This window comes from Aliiglaciecola sp. NS0011-25 (genome assembly GCF_040370605.1).
GTDB lineage: Bacteria > Pseudomonadota > Gammaproteobacteria > Enterobacterales > Alteromonadaceae > Aliiglaciecola > Aliiglaciecola lipolytica_A.
Map to the genome: position 1 here is coordinate 278,406 of NZ_BAABWR010000002.1, position 20,858 is coordinate 299,263.

General features: G+C 39.2%; 13 protein-coding genes. 6 read left to right on the forward strand and 7 right to left on the reverse strand.

Annotation, left to right across the window (positions count from 1 at the left end):
- The first annotated feature begins 1,586 nt into the window (after window positions 1-1,586).
- Window positions 1,587-2,081 (forward strand): DUF3592 domain-containing protein, encoded by a 495-nt coding sequence (locus tag ABWV72_RS03055; RefSeq protein WP_342808212.1) that lies wholly within the window; start codon window positions 1,587-1,589, stop codon window positions 2,079-2,081.
- 96 nt (window positions 2,082-2,177) lie between these two features.
- Here the strand turns inward: ABWV72_RS03055 and ABWV72_RS03060 are convergent, their stop codons facing one another.
- Window positions 2,178-2,759 (reverse strand): 3'-5' exonuclease, encoded by a 582-nt coding sequence (locus tag ABWV72_RS03060; RefSeq protein WP_303499941.1) that lies wholly within the window; start codon window positions 2,757-2,759, stop codon window positions 2,178-2,180.
- Window positions 2,760-3,033: 274 nt separating this feature from the next.
- Here ABWV72_RS03060 and ABWV72_RS03065 point away from each other — a divergent pair, with 274 nt between their 5' ends.
- From ABWV72_RS03065 to ABWV72_RS03080, 4 genes are all read left to right on the forward strand, one after another.
- A complete protein-coding gene (locus ABWV72_RS03065; protein ID WP_353368638.1) occupies window positions 3,034-5,634 on the forward strand; it encodes an intermembrane phospholipid transport YdbH family protein in 2,601 nt (866 codons plus the stop codon).
- Between the two features lie 26 nt (window positions 5,635-5,660).
- Entirely contained in the window at window positions 5,661-5,810 is a 150-nt protein-coding gene (locus ABWV72_RS03070) for a YnbE family lipoprotein (RefSeq protein ID WP_216046757.1), read from the forward strand.
- Window positions 5,811-5,816: 6 nt separating this feature from the next.
- Window positions 5,817-6,137: a YdbL family probable chaperone protein gene (locus ABWV72_RS03075; RefSeq protein ID WP_216046615.1), complete on the forward strand. Its 321-nt coding sequence runs from the start codon at window positions 5,817-5,819 to the stop codon at window positions 6,135-6,137.
- A 910-nt stretch (window positions 6,138-7,047) separates the two neighbouring features.
- Entirely contained in the window at window positions 7,048-9,768 is a 2,721-nt protein-coding gene (locus ABWV72_RS03080; protein ID WP_353368640.1) for a cation-transporting P-type ATPase, read from the forward strand.
- A gap of 111 nt (window positions 9,769-9,879) precedes the next feature.
- Here ABWV72_RS03080 and ABWV72_RS03085 read toward each other — a convergent pair whose 3' ends face one another.
- The 6 genes from ABWV72_RS03085 to ABWV72_RS03110 all read right to left on the reverse strand — a co-directional run bounded on the left by ABWV72_RS03085 (window position 9,880) and on the right by ABWV72_RS03110 (window position 19,696).
- The gene (locus ABWV72_RS03085) at window positions 9,880-10,833 is read right to left on the reverse strand and encodes a universal stress protein (RefSeq protein WP_216046618.1); all 954 of its coding nucleotides are present in this window, start codon (window positions 10,831-10,833) and stop codon (window positions 9,880-9,882) included.
- Entirely contained in the window at window positions 10,820-12,538 is a 1,719-nt protein-coding gene (locus ABWV72_RS03090) for a cation:proton antiporter (RefSeq protein ID WP_353368643.1), read from the reverse strand. The genes ABWV72_RS03085 and ABWV72_RS03090 overlap by 14 nt, the downstream gene beginning before the upstream one ends.
- Before the next feature lie 330 nt (window positions 12,539-12,868).
- Window positions 12,869-14,611 carry a potassium/proton antiporter gene (locus ABWV72_RS03095; RefSeq protein WP_216046619.1) on the reverse strand — a complete coding sequence of 581 codons (1,743 nt, stop codon included), beginning with the start codon at window positions 14,609-14,611 and terminating at the stop codon, window positions 12,869-12,871.
- 160 nt (window positions 14,612-14,771) lie between these two features.
- Window positions 14,772-15,896, reverse strand: coding sequence for an ABC transporter permease (locus ABWV72_RS03100; protein WP_303499950.1), 1,125 nt, complete (start codon window positions 15,894-15,896; stop codon window positions 14,772-14,774).
- Window positions 15,897-15,899: 3 nt separating this feature from the next.
- Entirely contained in the window at window positions 15,900-18,671 is a 2,772-nt protein-coding gene (gene rbbA / locus ABWV72_RS03105) for a ribosome-associated ATPase/putative transporter RbbA (protein WP_353368646.1), read from the reverse strand.
- Window positions 18,671-19,696 (reverse strand): HlyD family secretion protein, encoded by a 1,026-nt coding sequence (locus ABWV72_RS03110; RefSeq protein WP_353368648.1) that lies wholly within the window; start codon window positions 19,694-19,696, stop codon window positions 18,671-18,673. Before ABWV72_RS03110 ends, rbbA begins: the two co-directional genes overlap by 1 nt.
- Window positions 19,697-20,286: 590 nt before the next feature.
- On the opposite strand from ABWV72_RS03110, the gene ABWV72_RS03115 reads away from it, so the two are divergent.
- On the forward strand, window positions 20,287-20,814 hold the full coding sequence (locus tag ABWV72_RS03115) for a GNAT family N-acetyltransferase (RefSeq protein WP_353368650.1): 528 nt from the start codon (window positions 20,287-20,289) through the stop codon (window positions 20,812-20,814).
- Window positions 20,815-20,858: the final 44 nt, after the last annotated feature.

A 20,858-nucleotide genomic window follows, 5' to 3' on the forward strand; every position in this document is an offset into this window, starting at 1 on the left:
TTTCAAAAGCTTCATGTAATAACTTCCTGAATCATTCCTGAGTAAACCCTAAATCTTAATTCCCAAAATCTTAAAACTCTGAATCTTATAAGAGTATGTTCGAACCTCTAAACACTCAATTGAAACGGATGAGTGCTTATTAAGTTAAAGTGAAGATCCAACAAAGATTAAATGGCCACAGAAAATAAATTCCTCTAAAACAAATCTTCTAATTGAATATACATTGCTCAAAACAAAAATAAGCGTAAAAGCACCGTACGTAAATTCTGACAACTTAGGTACGTTAAATTCAAAAAGCAGAAGCACACAGACTCGTTAAATAAGCCCATATTTTATCAAAAACGCCCGAGAAGCCCTCTCATCCACATTAATACTAATATTCGTATAATGTATATTATGTTAAATTAAATATAGTTTTATTAATAAGTGCTTACTCTCGCTGCCCGACACCACTAGAATTGACGTATTGAGGCTAAATGAGATTTTTTCACCCCTCTTTGAATTTAATAATTAAATTATTTTTGTAGGAACTCTTGCGTTTAATTTGATTGGAGTTGGCTTGTTGAATGGCAATTATTGAATACTATGATTTAATAGGTTCACTTCTTATAAAGCCCTAGATACTTTTAAACACTGATCGTTGAAATATGATCTGATTGAATGTTTTGCTTTTGTTTCTACAAACAGCTAGAAATTACTCTTTGGTTAATAATTGAAAGTGTTTTTCTTTCTCGGAAACTTACAAGCATCGACTGACGTTTCAATTATTGAACGCTACCAAGGCCCAGTTAGTAAATCTTACTAGTTAGTGGTTAATCGAGCCTTGTTTAAAAATTTCTCGATTACCTATTCTAGTTTATCTCTGTGATCTCAGTACTTTGTGATTAGCATTTCAAACATTAGTATTTTAAAAGAATAATTGAGTGTCATTTTATTGGTATTTGAAAATTGACAGCCTAGCAATAGCTAAAATGAAGTGATTGTTTAGAGTGTTACATGGGTTTAAATAGCTGCAAATAAATACTTTTTCTCAATGTGGTAAGTGAATCATGGTTATATTTTGCGAATTTATTAACCTTTAGCTAAATTATTTAGTTATTGTTAGCTATAGCTAAATAATTTAGTTTTTTGTAGTGAAAAAGTATTTATGAAACAACGGTACCTCAGCTTATTGGTACTTTTAGGGTTTTGTGTTGAAGCGTCTGATTCAAAACCCGTTATAGCTATTTTTTTGATCGGAAAATTGAATTGCCCAGCAATTGTGTCCGAAATATAAAACGAAGTAATCAAACGCAAATATCTTATTATTGTTCAGCAAATAATATTAAGTCTGACATTTGTGAAGTGATTGTTACTGCTAATGATTTTAATCAAAGCATTATTTCAAACTTGGTAGCGGATTTAAGTTTAGACAGTAACTCGTATAGATTGAACCAGTTTAAAGTATCGGAGTTGTCTAAAAAGGACAGCAATTCGGCATTTCGTATCTACACTTCAATATGTAACGCTGACGCATGTATTACTATTTTTGGAAACTATCAAACTGTTGTTTCTGATATAAAACAACAATTGAGGTAATTAAACAGATGATTGAGTATACAAAAGAAATGTGGGGGCTAGCCTCTGAAGGAGAAAAGCAAGGTGTACTCTTTTTTGTCGTCTTCTACCTGTTGATAGTGTGCTTATATTCTTTTATCAAACAAATTTTAATACGACAGTGGCCTGTAGCAAAAGGTACTTTATTAACAGCCTCTGTTGAACAATCGGGAGTACCGCAAATTCTTTTATCCGACCAAGAATATAAAGTGAACTCGTTATATGCGTATCAGGTCTCAGGTAAAGTGTATCAAGGAAAACGAGTGTCTCCATGGATTATAATTGCCTCGCACAATGCTAAATTCATCCTTAAAACCCAGTTAAATAAGATCAAAAAAAATGAAGATGGCAGCGTAAATGTAATTTATAACCCTAAAGCACCCGCTAAAAGCTATTTATTAAAACCAGGCGTTATTGGTATGGTTATCACTTTCGGTATCGCGGTTATCCCGCTGCTGTTATATTTTCAAGAATACTGTGCTTGAGGTCTTAAAAAGCACATAGGTATCGCCTCAGAACAGCACTTTAGTGGATTTTCATTTAGCGTTATGCAACAACCATAACCCTTCCCTATTTTTTATTTAATGCTGCTGTAGCCTGTTATACACACATAAACTCGCGTAAGCATCGTTGGATGCATAAAGTATTTGTTTTGTTGTTAACGTTATATTTGACCAATTACTTTTCTGTGCAGATTTCGAGAGTTTTTGATGCAGTACCATGGCAACCGCTAATCTCGCCCCAACCTTGTCCTTTAGATTAAGATGTTGCATCACTGAACTAGACAACTCTTCTGTATTGACCAATTCAACAGCAAATTTTTTACGCAACAACTTTCGATCAACGGTTAAGCCGAACCCTACTTTCTTAATCTCTGGATTTTGCAAAATAGGCAAAATTACAGTTAACGCGTCCAAAAAATGCGTTTGAAATAAATATGAATTATTAAGCGTGGATAACTGAATTAAATGAGGGCCATCAGAAACCTCCCCTTTAACAAATACAGGTTTAGATTCAGTATCAAAACCAAGTGCAACATGCTCTTCTAGTATTTGTAAAACTTGTTTTGCTCGTTTGTCAGTAGTCACAACTTCTACTTTATCTACAGGTAAGCCGACAAATATCGGTAATTGATTTATTTCATCCTTTGTTGGCCTATCCACTAGGTACCTCTATTTAGAAAGTTTTAGGAAGTACACCGTAAATCAAGTTCACCTGTTTGGGCAACTCATCTTCGACGATAAATAATGAATATCTTACCTACAAAGCGCCTATCTAGGAGATATAAAAAAACCTTAAGGAATTAATTATGTTGCGTAATGTCCATGTTAATATTCAATTATCTAAACTCAGTTTAAATTCGTATCTAAATACTGAGTATAATGATTTAACACAATGACTTAACAAAGTGCATTAGAAATCAGGAAGATAACCTAAGTGACACAAAAGAAATCAACCATCAGTAAAGTAATACGAACTTTCGTCGTTTTGTGTTTGGTGCTTATTTTAGCGCTGCTGTTTTCGTTTGTGTCTAGAAACTCGTTGGTAAAATGGGTAAGTTCCTTTTGGCTAACAGAGGATGTTTCCATAGAATGTTTAGACTTCGACGTTGGTATGGATCCTTTATTAGTCATCAAAACATTATGTCTCAAGGCCGAAGGTATAGAGATTCAAATCAATAACGCAGAATATACTATTGCCTCAAGCGAGTTTTCTAAACGCAATTTTATTACTCAAGCCAATGTCAATATCGAACGCATAGATGTACTCCATCAACAAATCCCCTACTCATCAGACGCTGATCCTGAAGCAAGCCCTGTCGCATTTGAGCAAACAGTAGCTAACAATGAGTTATGGTCACTGCCAGAGCTTTTGCCGCTGATTAAAATTGACCAAATCAATATAGATTCTTATCTTTTTGAACACGTTTTAAGTATTCGCATTTTTCAACCCAGTCGCTCGGAACTGGCCATTAGAGGTGACATAGAGGCAAATCTGGTGATAGCTAAAGGCAATGTTAGCGGCGATTTTAATTGGTCTGGAAAGTTAATTTTATCGCAAAGCCAGCAACTTGAAATAATGAGTCAGCCTTATCAAGGCTATATTAAAGATTGGCAAGGTTTGATGGAAATGCCAATTCAAAGCCATTTTCAATACTCAGGGTCAATGCTTCAAAGCCAACATGAGTTTAACCTCAGCAATGTTATTACATTTGATAATTGTGCGATCCCACTGCAAGTTGATGGGGTCATAGATACCCAGTTAATTTTGACATCGTTGCAACTGCAAATAGACCTCAGCTCTTTACACACTCAAGTAACAACGAGTCAATGTAGTTCGGCGACAGCGGTTACCACTGCAGTCAATCTAGATTCTTGGTTAATAGACATCCCTGCACTTAATACTGTATCTCAATCGGGTATTACGCTGCCAGAAATTAACCTCATGTCTAATGCAGTGGAAAATCCAGTAAAAATTAAGTTGAATGATATTCAAATAAGTAGTCAAAACGATGTGAAATTAAATTATCAGATGACACTAAATTCCAATGCAACAGCTATTTTAAGTGCTGATAGTGCTCAATCTATTGACGCAAAACTAAATATCACGGCCTCTGGGAGTATTTTAAAAGAGGCTGAAGAAACTCGAATTAGCGGTACTAAGAACCTTTTTCAGATTAGCGATGTAACAACCGATTTAGGCACAATTAAATCCGTTAATACTCGCTTCGATTTCGCTTTATTAAAAAGCGCTGATGGCCCTTGGAAAACACGTGGTAATGGTCAGATTCAGGCTAACGAGTTAACAAATAAAGCTTTAACTATTCGTTCTCTGGTCACTGATTTTAACATTGAGCAAGACACAATCGCTCTGTTAACCGTTAATCTTAAAACTAAGCTGCAAGGGATTCAAAATGATAAATTTGCGGTGAAAACGGTTAGTAACGATCTCAGCCTTAGTTTCGCTGAATTTCAACAAATCAGTGGCAACGGGAAATCAAAATTACAAGGCATTACTGCAAATACTGTCAATATAAGTAGTATCGATTTTAACCATCAAGTTAACGGCCAGATTCAACCCTACAAGTTAGCTGGGAACCATGAGTTTACTTTGCCTTCTGGTTTATTAGGGAATCTATTTCACGATGAGCAAAATATATCGGTTTTAGTGCCTGAACAGTCAGTAACCTATCTTAATTCCATTGTGAAACAGTTAGCGCCAGAGCTGAATTTGTTAACCGGAAAACTAGCGGTGAGTTTAACAAAGGCAAATGACGAAAGTGACTTCAACGGTAAGGCTATGCTGAATAATTTGAGCGCCGAATACCAAGATTATCAGATAATAAATGCACAAATTGACGCTCCATTTATACTTGATTCATCTGGAATTCAGCTTAACAATGGCAAAATTAACATAGAAGAGATTAATGTAGGCGTCCCCATGACTCAGATTGACGCAAGTTTAAGTATGCACGATAGTGTGCCTAAGTTAGATTTTGCCCAAGCCCACATTATTGGCGGACAAGTGACACTTTCTGACTTTTGGCTAGACAACCGAAAACAAATACTTATGCTGGATATTAATGATATTGATTTAAAGCAACTGGTAGATTTACAAAATCAAGAAGGTATCGAAGTTAGCGGTGAAGTATCTGGAGATCTACCCATTTATTGGGACTCCGGATTCAGCACAATTGACAAAGGTATATTATTAAACGATGGGCCTGGTAAGTTAAAAATAAGCAATAACGAAGCCTTTAACGCCATCAAACAACAGCAAGATCAATTGGCCTTTTTAGAAAATGTCGAATTTAGCAAGCTTTCAAGTGAAGTATCTCTGTCGGATGATGGCTGGTTAGATTTGAAAATCGGAATAAATGGAATTAACCCTGAAAAAAACCAAGAAATAAACTTTAATTACAGCCATAAAGAAAACATTTTCACGTTATTTAAGTCAATGCGAATAACTAACTCAGTTCAAAATTCCATTGAAAAACGCATTCAACAAAGATTATCAAATAAGGATAAGAATCTGTGAAAAAACTGCTCATATTGGTTCCTGCAATGTTTATCATTGCTTGTACGCACACAGTGCAAGTTGAAACCAAAGAACCGATTACAATTAATATTAACGTTAAAGTTGACCATGAAATTAGGGTTAAAGTTGACAAAGAATTAGATGATATCTTCAGTGATGACAGTGAATTATTTTAAGGAGTTATGATGAAATTTTTACGTATAACAATGTTAAGTACCCTACTCTTTTGTAGCGCTGTATTTGCTCTAGAGTTAGATGATGCTAAACAAAGCGGTTTAGTCGGCGAACAAGACAACGGCTATTTAGGCGCGGTAGTAAACCGCTCTGATGTGATGGAATTAGTTGGTGAGATCAATGTTAAACGCAAAGCGAAATACATTGAGTTGGCAAATAAAAATAATATATCTTTAGCACAAGTTGAAAAATTAGCCGCTAAAAAAGCTTTCGAAAAAACCGCTAAGGGCCACTACATCAAATATGATGGTGATTGGGTGAAAAAATAATGGTCAGGGGGTTTTTGACTATCTAAATATCATCATTTGATTGTCAAAAGCCTCAGCTTGCACGACCGCAATATGGTCAATGAGCAAACTGACAGAGATTTATGCATGGATGCATTAAAACGTCTCGATGAAAAAAATAAACAACATCAGCAATTATTGAAAAAAGCAAAATAAACGGATCTTTCCAATATTTTTACTCGCTATTTTGGCTTTTCTGATTTATCTAGCTACTATTTGGTACGTTGCGGATTTAATCAGTTCAAGGGAGCCTGATCGACTACCAGAGATGACGCGGCACTTATGGTTACTGTGTATGATCTTTACTGTCGGCTTAGGGTCAATGTTGGTAATTAAGAGTTATACCTCGACTCTTTACGCGGAAACCGTTGCTCAAAGAGTAAATGCTAGATTAAACTATATGGTAGTAATCTCCAACGCCCTGTAGCTATTACTACCTGGCTTAGGGTTAATTTACCTTGGTATTTGGCTTGATGATTTGATCACGGCTAACCGTTATGCACTAGCAAAATTTTTGAGGTTCGGTTTTAATCATCCTCCATTTATATTAGAAATAATTGCGGTAGGAACAATCGTTCTCAGTGCAACGATTTTAGTTATTTCTATTTTTCTAAATTTTGTTTTACTCCCAAGATTCATTGCGCATCAAGTTAGAAAGCGAAAACGCAAAAAAACCTAACTATATAGACAACTCACTTCGACATTTAAGGTTCCGATCGAAACCACGAAAATAATACGTACTATTACCTATATCGACTGATTTTTCGAACCTTTATACTTCCCCATTCTGAAATTAACCCCATTAAATCACCTATCTAATTTTAAAAGCAAATTGCCTAAAAGCGATTTGTACTTAGAGTGTGGATGTTTGTAATAGGAAAGGACGGTTAGAATGGAAAAAGTAAAAACCGCTGGGACTCAGTTGTTGTGGCATACTATTTCTGCACAAGAATCTATTGCTAAATTAAACTCAAACGAGTTAGGCGTAACCCAAAGTGATGCCGCCAAAAGGCTTAAAAATCATGGACCTAACCGACTTCCGCAAACTTCAGGGCGAAATCCTTTACTACGGTTCTTTTCACACTTTCACAACATATTAATATATGTATTAATCGGCTCTGCAATCATTACTGCGTTGCTTGAGCATTGGATAGATAGCGGCGTAATATTAACGGTTGTGATTGCTAATGCCATTATTGGTTATATCCAAGAAGGCAAAGCCGAACAAGCAATGAATGCTATTCGTCACATGCTAGCACCTAAGGCGAATGTTATTCGCGACGGTGAACGAATTACCATTGATGGCGAAAATTTAGTGCCTGGTGATATCGTGCTTTTAGAGGCTGGAGATAAAGTCCCTGCCGATTTGAGATTATTCAGCGCGCATAACGCATACATCCAAGAAGCCATTTTAACCGGTGAATCGGTTCCTGTAGAAAAAAACATTCAACTGGTAGATGTAAATTCATCCTTAGGCGATCGTTCATGTATGGCGTTTTCAGGAACATTAGTTACTAGTGGACAATGCAAAGGCGTGGTCGTTGCTACTGGGCCGGATACTGAAATAGGACGCATCAGTGGGTTATTGAATAAAGTTGAAACGCTAACCACTCCCCTAGTTACGCAAATGGGAATATTTGCAAAATGGTTAACGGTGTTCATTTTGGTGATCGCAGCTTTATTAATTGTATTTGGTACTTTTGTAGCGAACTACGATTTTACTGAAATGTTTATGGCTGTAGTTGGCCTATCCGTTGCGGCAATTCCTGAAGGTTTACCAGCGGTACTAACGATTACACTTGCTATTGGCGTACAAGCTATGGCTCGTCGAAATGCCATCGTCCGACGACTACCAGCGATTGAAACATTGGGTTCTGTGTCTGTCATTTGTACCGATAAAACTGGAACTCTGACCCGCAATGAAATGATGGTTTCGTCTGTTCTTACCCACAAGCACTTATTTACCCTAACCGGAAACGGCTACGAGCCTAAGGGCGCACTAAAATTAGGCGACAATACAGTCACTCTGGATGAACATTCTATGCTCGAAGAAATAGCTCGAGCATCAACGCTGTGTAACGATGCGGCGCTTCGCGAGGTTGGGGATAACTGGACGGTAGAAGGTGATCCTATGGAAGGCGCTTTATTAGCATTCGCTGGGAAAATGGATTTAGATATTCGCCAAGAAAAAGCCCTATGGACACGCACAGACGCTATTCCGTTTGACGCTAAACATCGATTTATGGCTACCCTAAACCATGATCACGAACAACACGCTTTTGCATTTATCAAAGGAGCGCCTGAACAAATATTAGCGATGTGTGAAAATCAACGAGGCGCGGATGGTTCAACAGAATCACTTGATAAAAACTACTGGAATCAACAATCAGAATCTATCGCTGCTTTAGGTCAGCGGGTTTTAGCTTTCGCGGTAAAATCAATGCCGCCAGAGCATTCCGTTCTGGAACATCAGGATATAACTGGCAGTATAACCTTATTAGGTTTAGTTGGCATGATCGATCCCCCTAGGCAAGAGGCAATTGAGGCGGTAGCTGAATGTCACCGCGCAGGTATACAAGTCAAAATGATAACGGGCGACCATACTAAAACTGCGGCGGCTATTGGCAAACAAATCGGTTTGCACAACCTTGAAAAGGTCCTTACTGGTGCAGATTTAGACCAACTGGATGATACTCAGTTACGCCAAATCGTCCTCGATTATGATATTTTCGCGCGTACAAGTCCTGAACACAAACTACGACTCGTTATGGCCCTACAATCCCATGGAATGACAGTTGCCATGACGGGGGATGGGGTGAATGATGCCCCTGCCCTTAAGCGCGCGGATGCCGGTATTGCGATGGGACAAAAAGGCAGCGAAGCAGCTAAAGAAGCAGCTGACCTAGTATTAGCTGATGACAACTTTTCTTCCATTGTCGCAGCTGTTGCGGAAGGACGGACCGTTTACGATAATTTGAAAAAGGTAATTAGCTGGACGTTACCCACTAATGCCGGTGAAGCCATGACAATCATTGTGGCTTTATTAATGGGAATGACATTGCCTGTCACCCCAATACAAATTTTATGGATAAATTTAGTTACGGCAATCACACTCGGGGTGGTATTGGCCTTTGAACCAACAGAAGAAGATACTATGCAGCGACCGCCAAGAAGCCGCAATGAGCCGCTATTGAACGCTGGATTAATTTGGCATGTGGTGTTGGTTTCGCTGTTATTTTTATGCGGTGTATTCGGTATTTATCAATATGCAATTGAAAAAGGTTATTCAATTGAACTGGCTCGCACTATCGCGTTAAATACGCTGGTTGTTATGGAAATTTTTCACCTTTTCTTCATCCGTAATATTTATGGCACATCGTTAACCTGGAAGGCGATTCGCGGCACGAAATTTGTGTGGTCAGTAATTTTAGCCATTACACTGGCTCAATTTGCCATCACTTACTTAAAACCACTACAAGCTGTATTTGATACTGTGGCAATTCCTTTTTGGGATGGTCTGATAATTGTCGCTGTTGGGGTTGCACTATTTACCATTATTGAAATTGAAAAACAGCTACGCTTAGCGTTTACAAAAGTAAAAAATAGCAACTAACTCAACGATTATCTAAACTACTGACTCATCTAATCTCCTGCACTAATAAGAGCTATTTTTAGTAAAGGAGATTAGTAACAACAGCCACCATTTAAATAACCGTTTTAATGCTTACGAAACCGGAGATACAAAGCCTTTAGGTTTTATCGCTAACACTGAACTTTGTAATTGATAAAGAATAGTCTCAGCAGTATTTCCAATAACAAGTCCTGCAATACCTGTCCGTGCAACGGTTCCCATAACCACTAAATCGGCTTTAATGCTATCGGCTATTTTAGGCAATTCCTGACCGGGGTTGCCTTTACTTATGTGTGAGCGAAGGGATAAGAAATTGAAAGCCTCCTCTCCTATTTTTTGTTTTAACTCATCAAATATAGAATCCATCCTAAATTTTCTATTACGGTACTCCGACTCGTACAATTCTCTTTCAACTTTTTCTGGTTGTTCGACCCAAAGGCTAATAAATCCAGCATCAGGCACGTCATACGCATTTACTACGTGCAATGTGGCAAATTCAGACAAGGATATTGACCCTGCGAGTTCAATGATCATGTCATTTAATTCATCGTTACAGGTTTCATCATCTTCTGAATCAAAATCAACCGCCGCCATAACGTGTTTATATTCAGCCTGTTCATCTTTCTTCATTAACCACACTGGGCAAGGACAATTGCGTAGTAATTGCATATCATCACTGCCGATTAAGCGATCTAACCAGCTAACTTTATCAGCCTCTTTTACCACCAAATCATATTTTTGAGAAAGAACGGCTCGGATACTTTCTAAATACCTTTTACCTACTCTGACTTGAGCTTTTGCGTTCACCTCGTTATCCAAGGAAGCAATCAACTGTTGTAAATTTTCGAGTTCACTATTGAGGATATTTTCTTCGAGTTTGTGCTTATCAATACCTGTACTTTTTGGAAGAGAAAGTTTAGGAAGCACATAAAGCAAGGTTAAATCTGCTTGGTTGTTTTTAGCAAGGGAAACTGTTCGCATTAGTGCGGGTGAAGGTTCGTTCATGTGATTGCTCATTACGTATAGAAAGTTCTTAAACCTTTTCATATTGAGTATCTCCTATTACATTTTCATTTGATTGCACATAAAGTCCATCGAGTAAAACACTAGCTGCCCGATCTGCGGTATCTTGGAAGGGTTCTAAAATCAGTTCAACACCAAGTAAGGCTAACTCTTCGCTATCATCGCTACTATGTGAAACAGCGCCAAGCTTGCCAGTGAAACCAGCAACTTGAGTTAATTGAACTATGGTTCTTCGTGTGTCTTCTGCTGATAAGCCAGTTTGGTGATGCGGGATGGTTGATAACACCCATTTAGCGCGTTTGAGGGGTAATTCAAGAATAAATTCGGCATCAGTTGCGTCGCCATACTCGGTACTTAGACCCAGATAATTCCAACGTTTTATCGCAGCAGGATTAAAATCGACGCCTAACACTTTGATTCCTTTCTGTTTCAAACGCATGGCAATAGCGGTCCCCAAACGGCCTAGCCCAAAGATAATCACCGAGTAATCTTCACCGGAAAGGTGTTCAGTGGTTTTTTCTCGAGGTGCCCCAGGACGCTCAAACCAACTAATAAAGGGTTCAAAAAATCCATACAATTGATGGGAATAAGTGATCATATAAGTTGATGCTGCGATAGTGACAATGCCGACTAAAGTCACTAATCCTAAAATATCTGAGGGTACATGGCCTAAGCTGATACCCATAGCAATAAAAATCAATGAGAATTCGCTTATTTGTGCCACTGTCAAACCTGCTAGAAATCCGGTCCTTTTGCGATACCCCAATATCCCCATAATAATCATAACAATTAGAGGATTACCAATAAGCACAAACAATGAAAATAGGATTGCGCCTTGAAAATGAGAACCCAGTAGGGTCAGATCTAGCGAAGCACCTAACGCAACAAAAAAGAACAATAATAAAAAATCACGTAAAGGCGCGAGTCTAGCCGCAATACTTTCACGATATGGCGTAGAGGCTAAAGAAACGCCTGCTAATAACCCCCCTACTTCCATGCCCAACCCCACTAGATCACCAATTGCAGCAAATAACGCTGCTTGTGCTATAGCATAAATAACCAATAATTCTGGGGCTTTTGCTAATATTTCTGTAAGGGGATTGGCAATATAGCGAACAAAAACGATCACAAAGCAAACCAAGCCAACTCCTGAAGCGGCTACCTGTAAGACAGATGAATCACCACCATGACCAGAACCAATACCGATGGCGGCCAAAACGATCATAGCTAACACTACGACCAAATCTTGTACTATCAAAAACCCTAACGCGATTTGACCGTGTAAGGAGTCGATTTCACGCTTATCTGACAGAAGTTTTACAATAATTATGGTGGATGAAAAGGTGAGTGAAACAGCTACATATACACTAGTAATCTGATCTAACCCTATGGCTAAACCAATGTAATATCCCACTAAAGAAGTAAAGGCAACTTGCCCAAGACCGGTTAAAACCGATACCCCGCCAATGGATTTAATCAATTTAACATCGAGTTTGATGCCTACTAGAAACAACAGTACCGCTATACCCAATTCAGATAAGAGTTTAATTTGTTCTTGAGAATGGACGATATCTAAAACCGATGGGCCAGCGACTAGACCTACAGCAATAAAACTGACAATAAGAGGTTGCCGCAAAAGCAGGCCGATAAAGCCCAGCAAAGCGGCTAACACTAAGAGCGCGGCAATTTCTGCGAAAGATGATCGAGAAATAATATCAAAAATGTTCACAACAGCATTCCTATTCCTTGTAGTCGTGTCGATTCATTATTTAATTGATAGTAACCTGACTTATCCATTTAATGTACAACGCACCACCGCTGCTCATTGGGAGTTTAATAAACCTAACCCCCCCCCCCTTTATCAAGTCTTGATCTGCAATTTATGCCAGCCAGTAATAGCGCAGCTTTTAGCGGCAGAAACTGTCCAATTCAGTGAAACAACTTTAGTCAGTTAAGGTTTCATTAATAGCTTTTAATTATACCAGCTAACGCATTATTGAGAATTATTTTAACCGTCTCTTTTGTTTGTAAATTGATAATGGTTGAGGGCTTATTCATGTCAAATTTTGTCTTCAACCGCTTTTAACTTTAAACCTACAGATACAATATGATCGCCATTAACTTCTCGAACAATTAGCTTAACTTGACCTAGTTTTACATGATCTCCAACTACGGGCTTACCGTGAAAATGATTGATAAGGTAACGCTCTATAGTGACGCCTTCATTAGACGGGGCGACGTCGAACCCGTAGACGTGAGCTATATCGGTTAAGCGAGCCTCTGGATTCAAAACAAACTCACCAAAGAAACGGTCAGATTCTAAGAAGGACGAATGCGCAGCAGAAGCGAAAAAACGGCCAAATGCAGGTCTTGCGCTACTGGTAGCCAAAATCATCACTTGATCATCCCCTAACAATTTTTCGTGCTCTTCAACATCGGCAAGAATACCTCTGCGAATAACCCCAACAATCTGACTTCCTTCAGCTGACGGCAATTGTTTAATAGTCGACTCAGCCGCGCGACTCCCGGCTAGAACAGGATATATAAGGAGTTCTTTATCCTGTTCGTGTTTTATCTTTAACTGTAAATATTCAGGTTCTTTTGCCGTTGGCGGCAATTCAATTTGCAACCATCTCGCCATTGGAGCCATTGTCCAACCTTGTAACACTAAAGAAATTAAAACCACAAAGAAAACCAATTCAAAATAGGTCTGAGTGTGCTCTAATCCAGCCAATGATGGGAATAGCGCTAAGATAATTGGAACCGCACCACGTAACCCACACCAACTAATAAAGGTTTGTTCCCGCCATGGAAAGTGAAAAGGCAGTAACGAAATCAATACTGCCAATGGTCTGGCGATAAATATCAGTACAAAAGCAATTGCCATAGCCGGAATTATGATCGGGACCAGATTACTCGGCGTAACCAAAAGGCCTAGCATTAAAAACATACCAATTTGACTCAACCAAGCGATACCATCATGAAATCTATGGATATCATTGCTATAAGGAATTGAAGTATTACCAATCATTACCCCAGCAATAAAGATCGCGAGAAACCCACTTCCATCCCAAAGTGTGGTCAAACCGAACAGGCTAATACCGCCAGCTAACGCCAACAATGGATACAATGAAACAGGCAGGGGTACGCGTCTTAACAATTGTGACAGCACATAACCGCCTGCAAAACCTATGGCTAGACCCAGTCCCATTTGACGGAAAAGCTCATTAAATATAGTCCAACCCTGACTACCATCACCACTAAGTTGTATAATTTGTACTAAAGTAATGGTTAAAAATATGGCCATGGGATCATTTGATCCAGATTCAATTTCGAGGGTGGCTCCAGTACGCTCTTTCAGTTCTAATCCAGCATTCCTCAATAAGCCGAATACTGCAGCAGCATCAGTAGAACCAACAATTGCACCAATTAGTAAACCTTCTTGCCATGGTAATCCTAAAATCGCATGGGCGGCATAACCGGTAATGCCGGCGGTAATTAAAACGCCAACGGTAGCTAAAGATAACGCTGGCTTGAGGCTTACACGAAAAGTGTCTTTACGAGTACCTAAACCACCGTCAAAAATGATAATGGCTAATGCCACATTTCCAAATAGGAAAGCGAGGCTAAAATCGTCAAATTTCACCCCCCCTAAACCTTGTTCTCCGGCAAGCATGCCTAACAGTAAAAAAACCAAAAGAATTGGAGCCCCGATGCGACGAGTGAGTACTGTCGCAATAACACAAAGTAAAGCGAGAATAGCCGCGCCAAATATATTTTGGTATATGAGATCTATTGTCATAATGTTCCTAATTAGCCCAAACTTCAGATAAGTATTGTTTCCTAACAACGCTATTTTATTAGGCTAAATTTACTAAAATTCGCTTTCACTTACATATTTTTTAATGATCTAGTGCTCCTTAATAATAAATGAAAAAGGTTAATTTTATAACCAAAAAGAATTAGTGCTCTGCGGCAATGCTTCTGCGAAATAATGCCAAGCTTGAAAAGAAGAAAACAGAACCCAGCCCAATCATATATAGCAGTTGTGGCCAAACAATGACTAGGTCAGCACCGCGAAAGACCACAGCTTGTGCGAACGCCATATAGTGTCGAGACGGTAAAAGCATAGTAAAAGGTTGAATGATATCCGGTTGGCTCTCTATGGGGGTTAATCCACCTGACAGTAACATCATCGGGATAATCACGATCATTAACAGTAATGCAAACTGAGCCATAGTACGCGCAATAGTACCAAGGAAAATACCAATGGCTGCTGCTGCAAATAAATAAACCGTAGTACCGGCAAGCAATAACCATCGGGAACCAGTAATTGGCACATCCAATAATGTACTTACAACCAACCACATAGATATAGAGAACGCGATCAGAATGATAAGACCATTTGCCCACACTTTAGACATCGCTATCTGAAAAGAGTTGAGAGGCATAACCAACAAATGTTCAATGGTTCCATGTTCCCGCTCTCTTAAAAGTGCTGCCCCTGTGAGTATGATAGTAAGCATCGTAATTTGATTCAGTAACGCATTAATTGCACCAAACCACATACCAGTTCCATTTGCGTTAAATGCACGTCGAGAGACTAACGTCACCGCATATGTTGTATCTTGGTCCGATCGATTTACGTAATGATTAACTTCTTTATTCACAATAGTCTGAATATAGCTATTTCCAAGGCTAGCTTGCGAAACTGCTGTTGCGTCAACATCGATTTGCACAGTCGGTTGTCGATGACCGCGCACATCTTCTTCAAAGTTTGGCGGGATCGTAACGACAAAAATAAAACGATCATGATCCATGGCTTCATCAATCTGATCTGCACTAATCAGTTCTGGTTGTTTAAAGTATGGTGGATAGAGTGCATTGGTAATTCTTCTCGACAGAGCTGAATTATCTTCATCGACAATTGCCACTGATGCGTTATTGACTGACTCACTGATGGCAGTTGACTGTAGGTATATATCGAGACTGAATGAATAGATGACCAGCCCCACTACGACAAAGTCTCGCATGACTGTGCGTAATTCTTTAGTACCGAGGTAGAAAATGTTCGACCACAATTTCATCGGTTACGCCTCTTGTTTCTTCAATATGACCGAGGCCATCAATACAAATAAGGGACCAAAAATAGCCAGAATAAAAAGATCTTGGGCTAAATCATTGAAGCTTAAACCTTTGGTAAAGGCCGCTACACTCATATGCATGTAATAAGTGGCAGGCCAAAGTGAACCAATAAATTGGCCTATCCCTTCTAAGGTCGAGGTTGGCTGTATTATTCCTGAATATTGGATAGTGGGCATTACCGATAGTACTGTGGTTGCAAAAATAGCAGCCACTTGTGATTTCGTCATTGATGAAATTAACAATCCAAAACCGGTTGAAGCACAAACATAAAATAACGCGCCTAAGCTCAAGCCCAGTAAACTTCCTTTTAGTGGCACTTGAAGTAGGAATACAACCATCAATGTCAGAATGAAAAAATTGATTAGCCCAATGCAAATGTAAGGTAATTGCTTGCCAATTAAAAATTCCAGTGTGCTGGTGGGCGTTACATAAAAATTAGTAATGGTACCTATTTCTTTCTCGCGGGAAATACTAACTGCCATCAGAATTGCCGGAAAAAGTAGCAATAACATTGCCGGCGTTTTGGGTCCTATAGAATAAATAGTCTCAAACGAAGGGTTATAGCGATATCGCGACTCTAACGTAACATTGTAATAAGCTGAGGCATCAATACCGGCCTCGGTGGCCAGCAACGTTAGGTATTTAATATGACCACCTGCAACATAGCCTTCAATGGTGCCTGCTCGTGTGGTATTCGCGCCATCTATCCACGCAGATACGCTAGGGGTTTCACCTTTTTTTAAGTCTCTACCAAAGCCTGGAGGAATAACGATGGCCAAGGTGATGTCATTGGATTTTAAGCGCAATTCCAATTCTTCTTGGGTGTGTAATTCGCCTTTTTCAATAAAATAGCGTGACCCCTGGAAATTACTAATATATTGACGACTTTGTGGGGTTTGATCGTGATCAAGGACCGCGAACGTTAAGTCTTCAACATCCAGCGAAATGCCATAGGCAATCACCACTAACAAGATCGCACTGCCTAAAAAAGCAAAAGCTAATCTTATCGGGTCACGTATGACCTGTTTGCTTTCTAAAAAACTATATGCAAATAGCCTAAATAAACTAAATTTCTTAGGAGGAACATGGGCTTCTTGCTCACTAGGCAAGTCGCTGGCGATATCCAGTTTCACGTCCATTTCTGAATTCTTATCGCTAGTCTGGCTCCCGCCTATTGCAGCTTGAATATACTCAATAAAAGCATCTTCCAACGAATCTGCGGCTTTTTCAGCAACCAAATTTTGTGGCGTATCGCAGACTAATACCTGGCCAGCATGCATCAAGGAGATACGATCACAGCGCATTGCTTCGTTCATAAAGTGAGTGGAAATAAAGATGGTAACTTTGTCACGTCGGGACAATTCGATTAACAATTCCCAGAAACCATCGCGAGCAACTGGATCTACTCCTGAGGTAGGTTCATCTAATATAAGAATCTCTGGTTCGTGAATAACAGCCACAGCAAGTGACAGCCTTTGTCGTATGCCTAGTGGCAATGATGACGCTTGTGAAGCTCTAAACTCTTCCAATGCAAAACGTTTTAGCAACGAATCAATTCTGTTGCGCATTTTAGTACGAGGTAAGTGAAACAATTTAGCGTGTAGGATGAGGTTTTCTTCAATACTAAGTTCGCCATACAACGAAAACCCTTGAGACATAAAACCGACCCGTTTACGGGTTTCCAGATCAGACGCATCTACAGCTTGTCCAAAAAGAAAGGCTTTCCCCTCAGAAGCTGGCAATAAGCCAGTTAACATTTTCATTGTGGTGGTTTTGCCACAACCGTTTGAACCTAAAAAACCAAATATTTCACCTGCTTGAATATCAAAACTAACCTTATTAACCGCTGTAAAATCACCAAACTTGCGGGTTAAGCTCTCAGCGACGATAGCCGGCGTAGCATCTGATTGTTCAAATGGTGGAATAACTAATTCGATGTCTTTTTTCTGGATATCTTCTGGTAACAGTTTAACAAATGCGGCTTCAAGATTGTCAGTACCGGTTTTTGTTTTCAGTTCGTTTGGGGTGCCAGTTTCTAATATAACCCCATTATTCATCGCTACTAGCCAATCAAATCCTTCAGCTTCGTCCATATAGGCAGTCGACACAACCACTGTCATTGACGGGCGTTCTTGACGAATATTGGCAATTAGTTGCCAAAATTGACGTCGTGATAAGGGATCTACCCCTGTGGTGGGCTCATCCAAAATGAGTAGGTCTGGATTATGTATTAGTGAACAGCACAGACCTAACTTTTGCTTCATGCCGCCAGATAGTTTTCCTGCAGGTCTGTCTAAAAAAGAATTTAAACCAGTAGCAAGGGTTAATTTATTAATTCGGCTTTTACGCTGAGCGGCACTTAAATCAAATAATTTACCGAAAAAATCTAAATTTTCTTCGATACTGAGTTCTGAATAGAGATTTTTACCCAATCCTTGAGGCATAAACGCTATCCGCGGACCAACTCTATTGCGATGGTCTTGAGACCCCATATCGCCACCGAGCACCTCAAGTTGTCCTTGTTGAAGCTTACGTGCTCCGGCAATTAAACTTAACAAGGTAGATTTACCCACCCCGTCAGGGCCTAATAGCCCTATCACTACACCTGATGGAATATCTAACTCTATACCATCTAAGGCCAGAGTATTTTTATATATATGTCTAACGTCCCGAATCTTAGCAACGGTAGACTGAGTGTCTGCCTTAGCGCTTTCCATTAGTTACCGCTTTTTTCAGATAAATTCAAAGCGGGTGGAAAGTTTTGTAAATACTCAGGCCATTCTGACGGAGACTCATTATCAGTGGGCGCAAGACGCACATAGGCAACCCCACGAACGCCAGTTTTAACTTGTTCAATATGGGATAACACTAATTCTTGAGGAATTCTTACTTTCACCCGGAACATCAGCTTATCTCGCTCACTTTGCGTTTCTACTTGTTTTGGCGTGAATTGAGACTCCGGAGATACAAAGCTAACGGTGGCTGGAATAGGATAATCGAGAATATCAAGCTTGACCCGCGCCTCTGCGCCAATAGCAATACGATGTACTTGACTAGAAGGCAAGAATATCTCCATATACACGTCGGCTAAATTAATGATGGTCAATACTTTGCCGCCGCTGCCTAAAACTTCACCAGGCTCTGCAAGACGATAAAGCACTCGTCCAATACTTGGTGATACTAAAGTGGCATCTTCAATTTGCGTTTGAATTTCATGCACTCCAGCTTTAAGTGCATCCACATTTCTTTGGCGAGAAATAAGCATCGCATCAGCAGCCTCCACTGACGCATCAGCAACCGCTAAAGCACTTACCCGAGTGTCGTATGTTTCTTTGCTAATGGCCGATTTTTTAATTAAATCACTGGCCCGAGATAACTCTTGTTTAGCTAAAAGTTGTTGGGCTTTAGCTTGTGCGATGGAGGCTTTAGCGGAAGCTATTAAACTCTCACCTGCAGCCACATCGGCTTCGGCACGCAGTAATTGGGCTTGCAATTGATCGGTATTGATACGGGCTAACGCTTGTTGAGGTTGTACAAGGTCACCTTCAGATGCGATGACCTTTTGCACGCGGCCGGCAATCTTGGTTGAAATATCCACTTGTACAGCTTCAATACGACCGTTACCTGAAGCGAAATCAGAAGGTAAAGAAGGTTGTTGGATATAATCCCAAAGCAACCAAAACGCGACCGCTACGATTACCAATAATACTGCGCTAAAAGGTAATTTATTACCTTGCTTCATTGTTTGTCCTTAACGTTACTTTTTAAAATTTTTCTTAGACAAGCGGGAGCGCTAAAATAGATTGGTTACAAGGTGGTTTATGTTCTTCAATCACTTTGTCACCAATGCTCTACTCGTTTAAGTCATGGTTTTATCATTTTTTAAAATCAATAAAGTTGAGAGAAAATTGAGTGATTTCACACGCTTTTAATCGAAACGGTCTTGAGCATGTTTTAATGTGCATAGGCGAAATATAATTGTGGATACTACTCAAGATTGAAGCTGTAAACAAAGTTAAAGATCAACAACAATTTGTCTAATGTACGGAATTTTAATATTGAATGGCTCCTTTATAAATTAGCGATTCCTCTTACTAAAATGTGGAAACTACGTATAGAAGAGAACAAATTATGCAAACTTCACGTATTTACTTAGTTAACCATCAATTTACGCTCGTAATTTATGCTAATAAGTGAAATTTTTAAGGGGTAATTGAGCAAAGTATTAAGTAGTAACCACAGTATGTTTTGCATATTCCCTTATTGTTGCTGTTGAGGTCTATACTATACTAATCGATTAGGAGAGTGTTTTGTTAGCAAAGAGTATCAATTATGACAGTAAGACTTACCACCGATCATTCCCATTTAAAAATTGGCAAACTAGATGTCACAATTCGCCCCATTTCGATTGATGATCAAAACATAGAAGCTGAATTCGTTAAAAATCTTTCTGCGCAAAGTAAACACAACCGTTTCATGGAAGGGATAAGAGAATTATCTCCATCAATGTTGAAAAAAATGTGTGATATCGACTATGTAAATAATATGGCCTACATTGCCACCATTGAAGAAGATGGGAATGAAATAGAAATTGGTGTGTGTCGCTATGTGAATGGTAAGCAAAAAAATGAACGGGAAATGGCGCTCGTTGTAGCCGATAAATACCAACACCTTGGTATAGGCACTGAGTTATTTAATCATCTATATGTGCATGCTAGAGCAAATTGTATTAAAAGACTGTATTCCATTGATTTACGCAGTAATACCAAAATGCATGAGTTCGCACAAAGTGTGGGAATGAAAATGGAATTAGATCCAGAAGATGATGCGCTGGTTATATACAGTATAGAGCCCTGCTAAAACGGGGCTCTATGGATTTACAATATGCAAGCTAACCAGCACTC

Coding starts and splice junctions, on each gene's coding strand:
- ABWV72_RS03115 (WP_353368650.1), top strand. CDS start 20,287: ATGACAGTAAGACTTACCACCGATCATTCCCATTTAAAAATTGGCAAA.
- ABWV72_RS03055 (WP_342808212.1), top strand. CDS start 1,587: ATGATTGAGTATACAAAAGAAATGTGGGGGCTAGCCTCTGAAGGAGAA.
- ABWV72_RS03075 (WP_216046615.1), top strand. CDS start 5,817: ATGATGAAATTTTTACGTATAACAATGTTAAGTACCCTACTCTTTTGT.
- ABWV72_RS03085 (WP_216046618.1), bottom strand. CDS start 10,833: ATGAAAAGGTTTAAGAACTTTCTATACGTAATGAGCAATCACATGAAC.
- ABWV72_RS03095 (WP_216046619.1), bottom strand. CDS start 14,611: ATGACAATAGATCTCATATACCAAAATATATTTGGCGCGGCTATTCTC.
- ABWV72_RS03080 (WP_353368640.1), top strand. CDS start 7,048: ATGGAAAAAGTAAAAACCGCTGGGACTCAGTTGTTGTGGCATACTATT.
- rbbA (WP_353368646.1), bottom strand. CDS start 18,671: ATGGAAAGCGCTAAGGCAGACACTCAGTCTACCGTTGCTAAGATTCGG.
- ABWV72_RS03110 (WP_353368648.1), bottom strand. CDS start 19,696: ATGAAGCAAGGTAATAAATTACCTTTTAGCGCAGTATTATTGGTAATC.
- ABWV72_RS03100 (WP_303499950.1), bottom strand. CDS start 15,896: ATGAAATTGTGGTCGAACATTTTCTACCTCGGTACTAAAGAATTACGC.
- ABWV72_RS03070 (WP_216046757.1), top strand. CDS start 5,661: ATGTTTATCATTGCTTGTACGCACACAGTGCAAGTTGAAACCAAAGAA.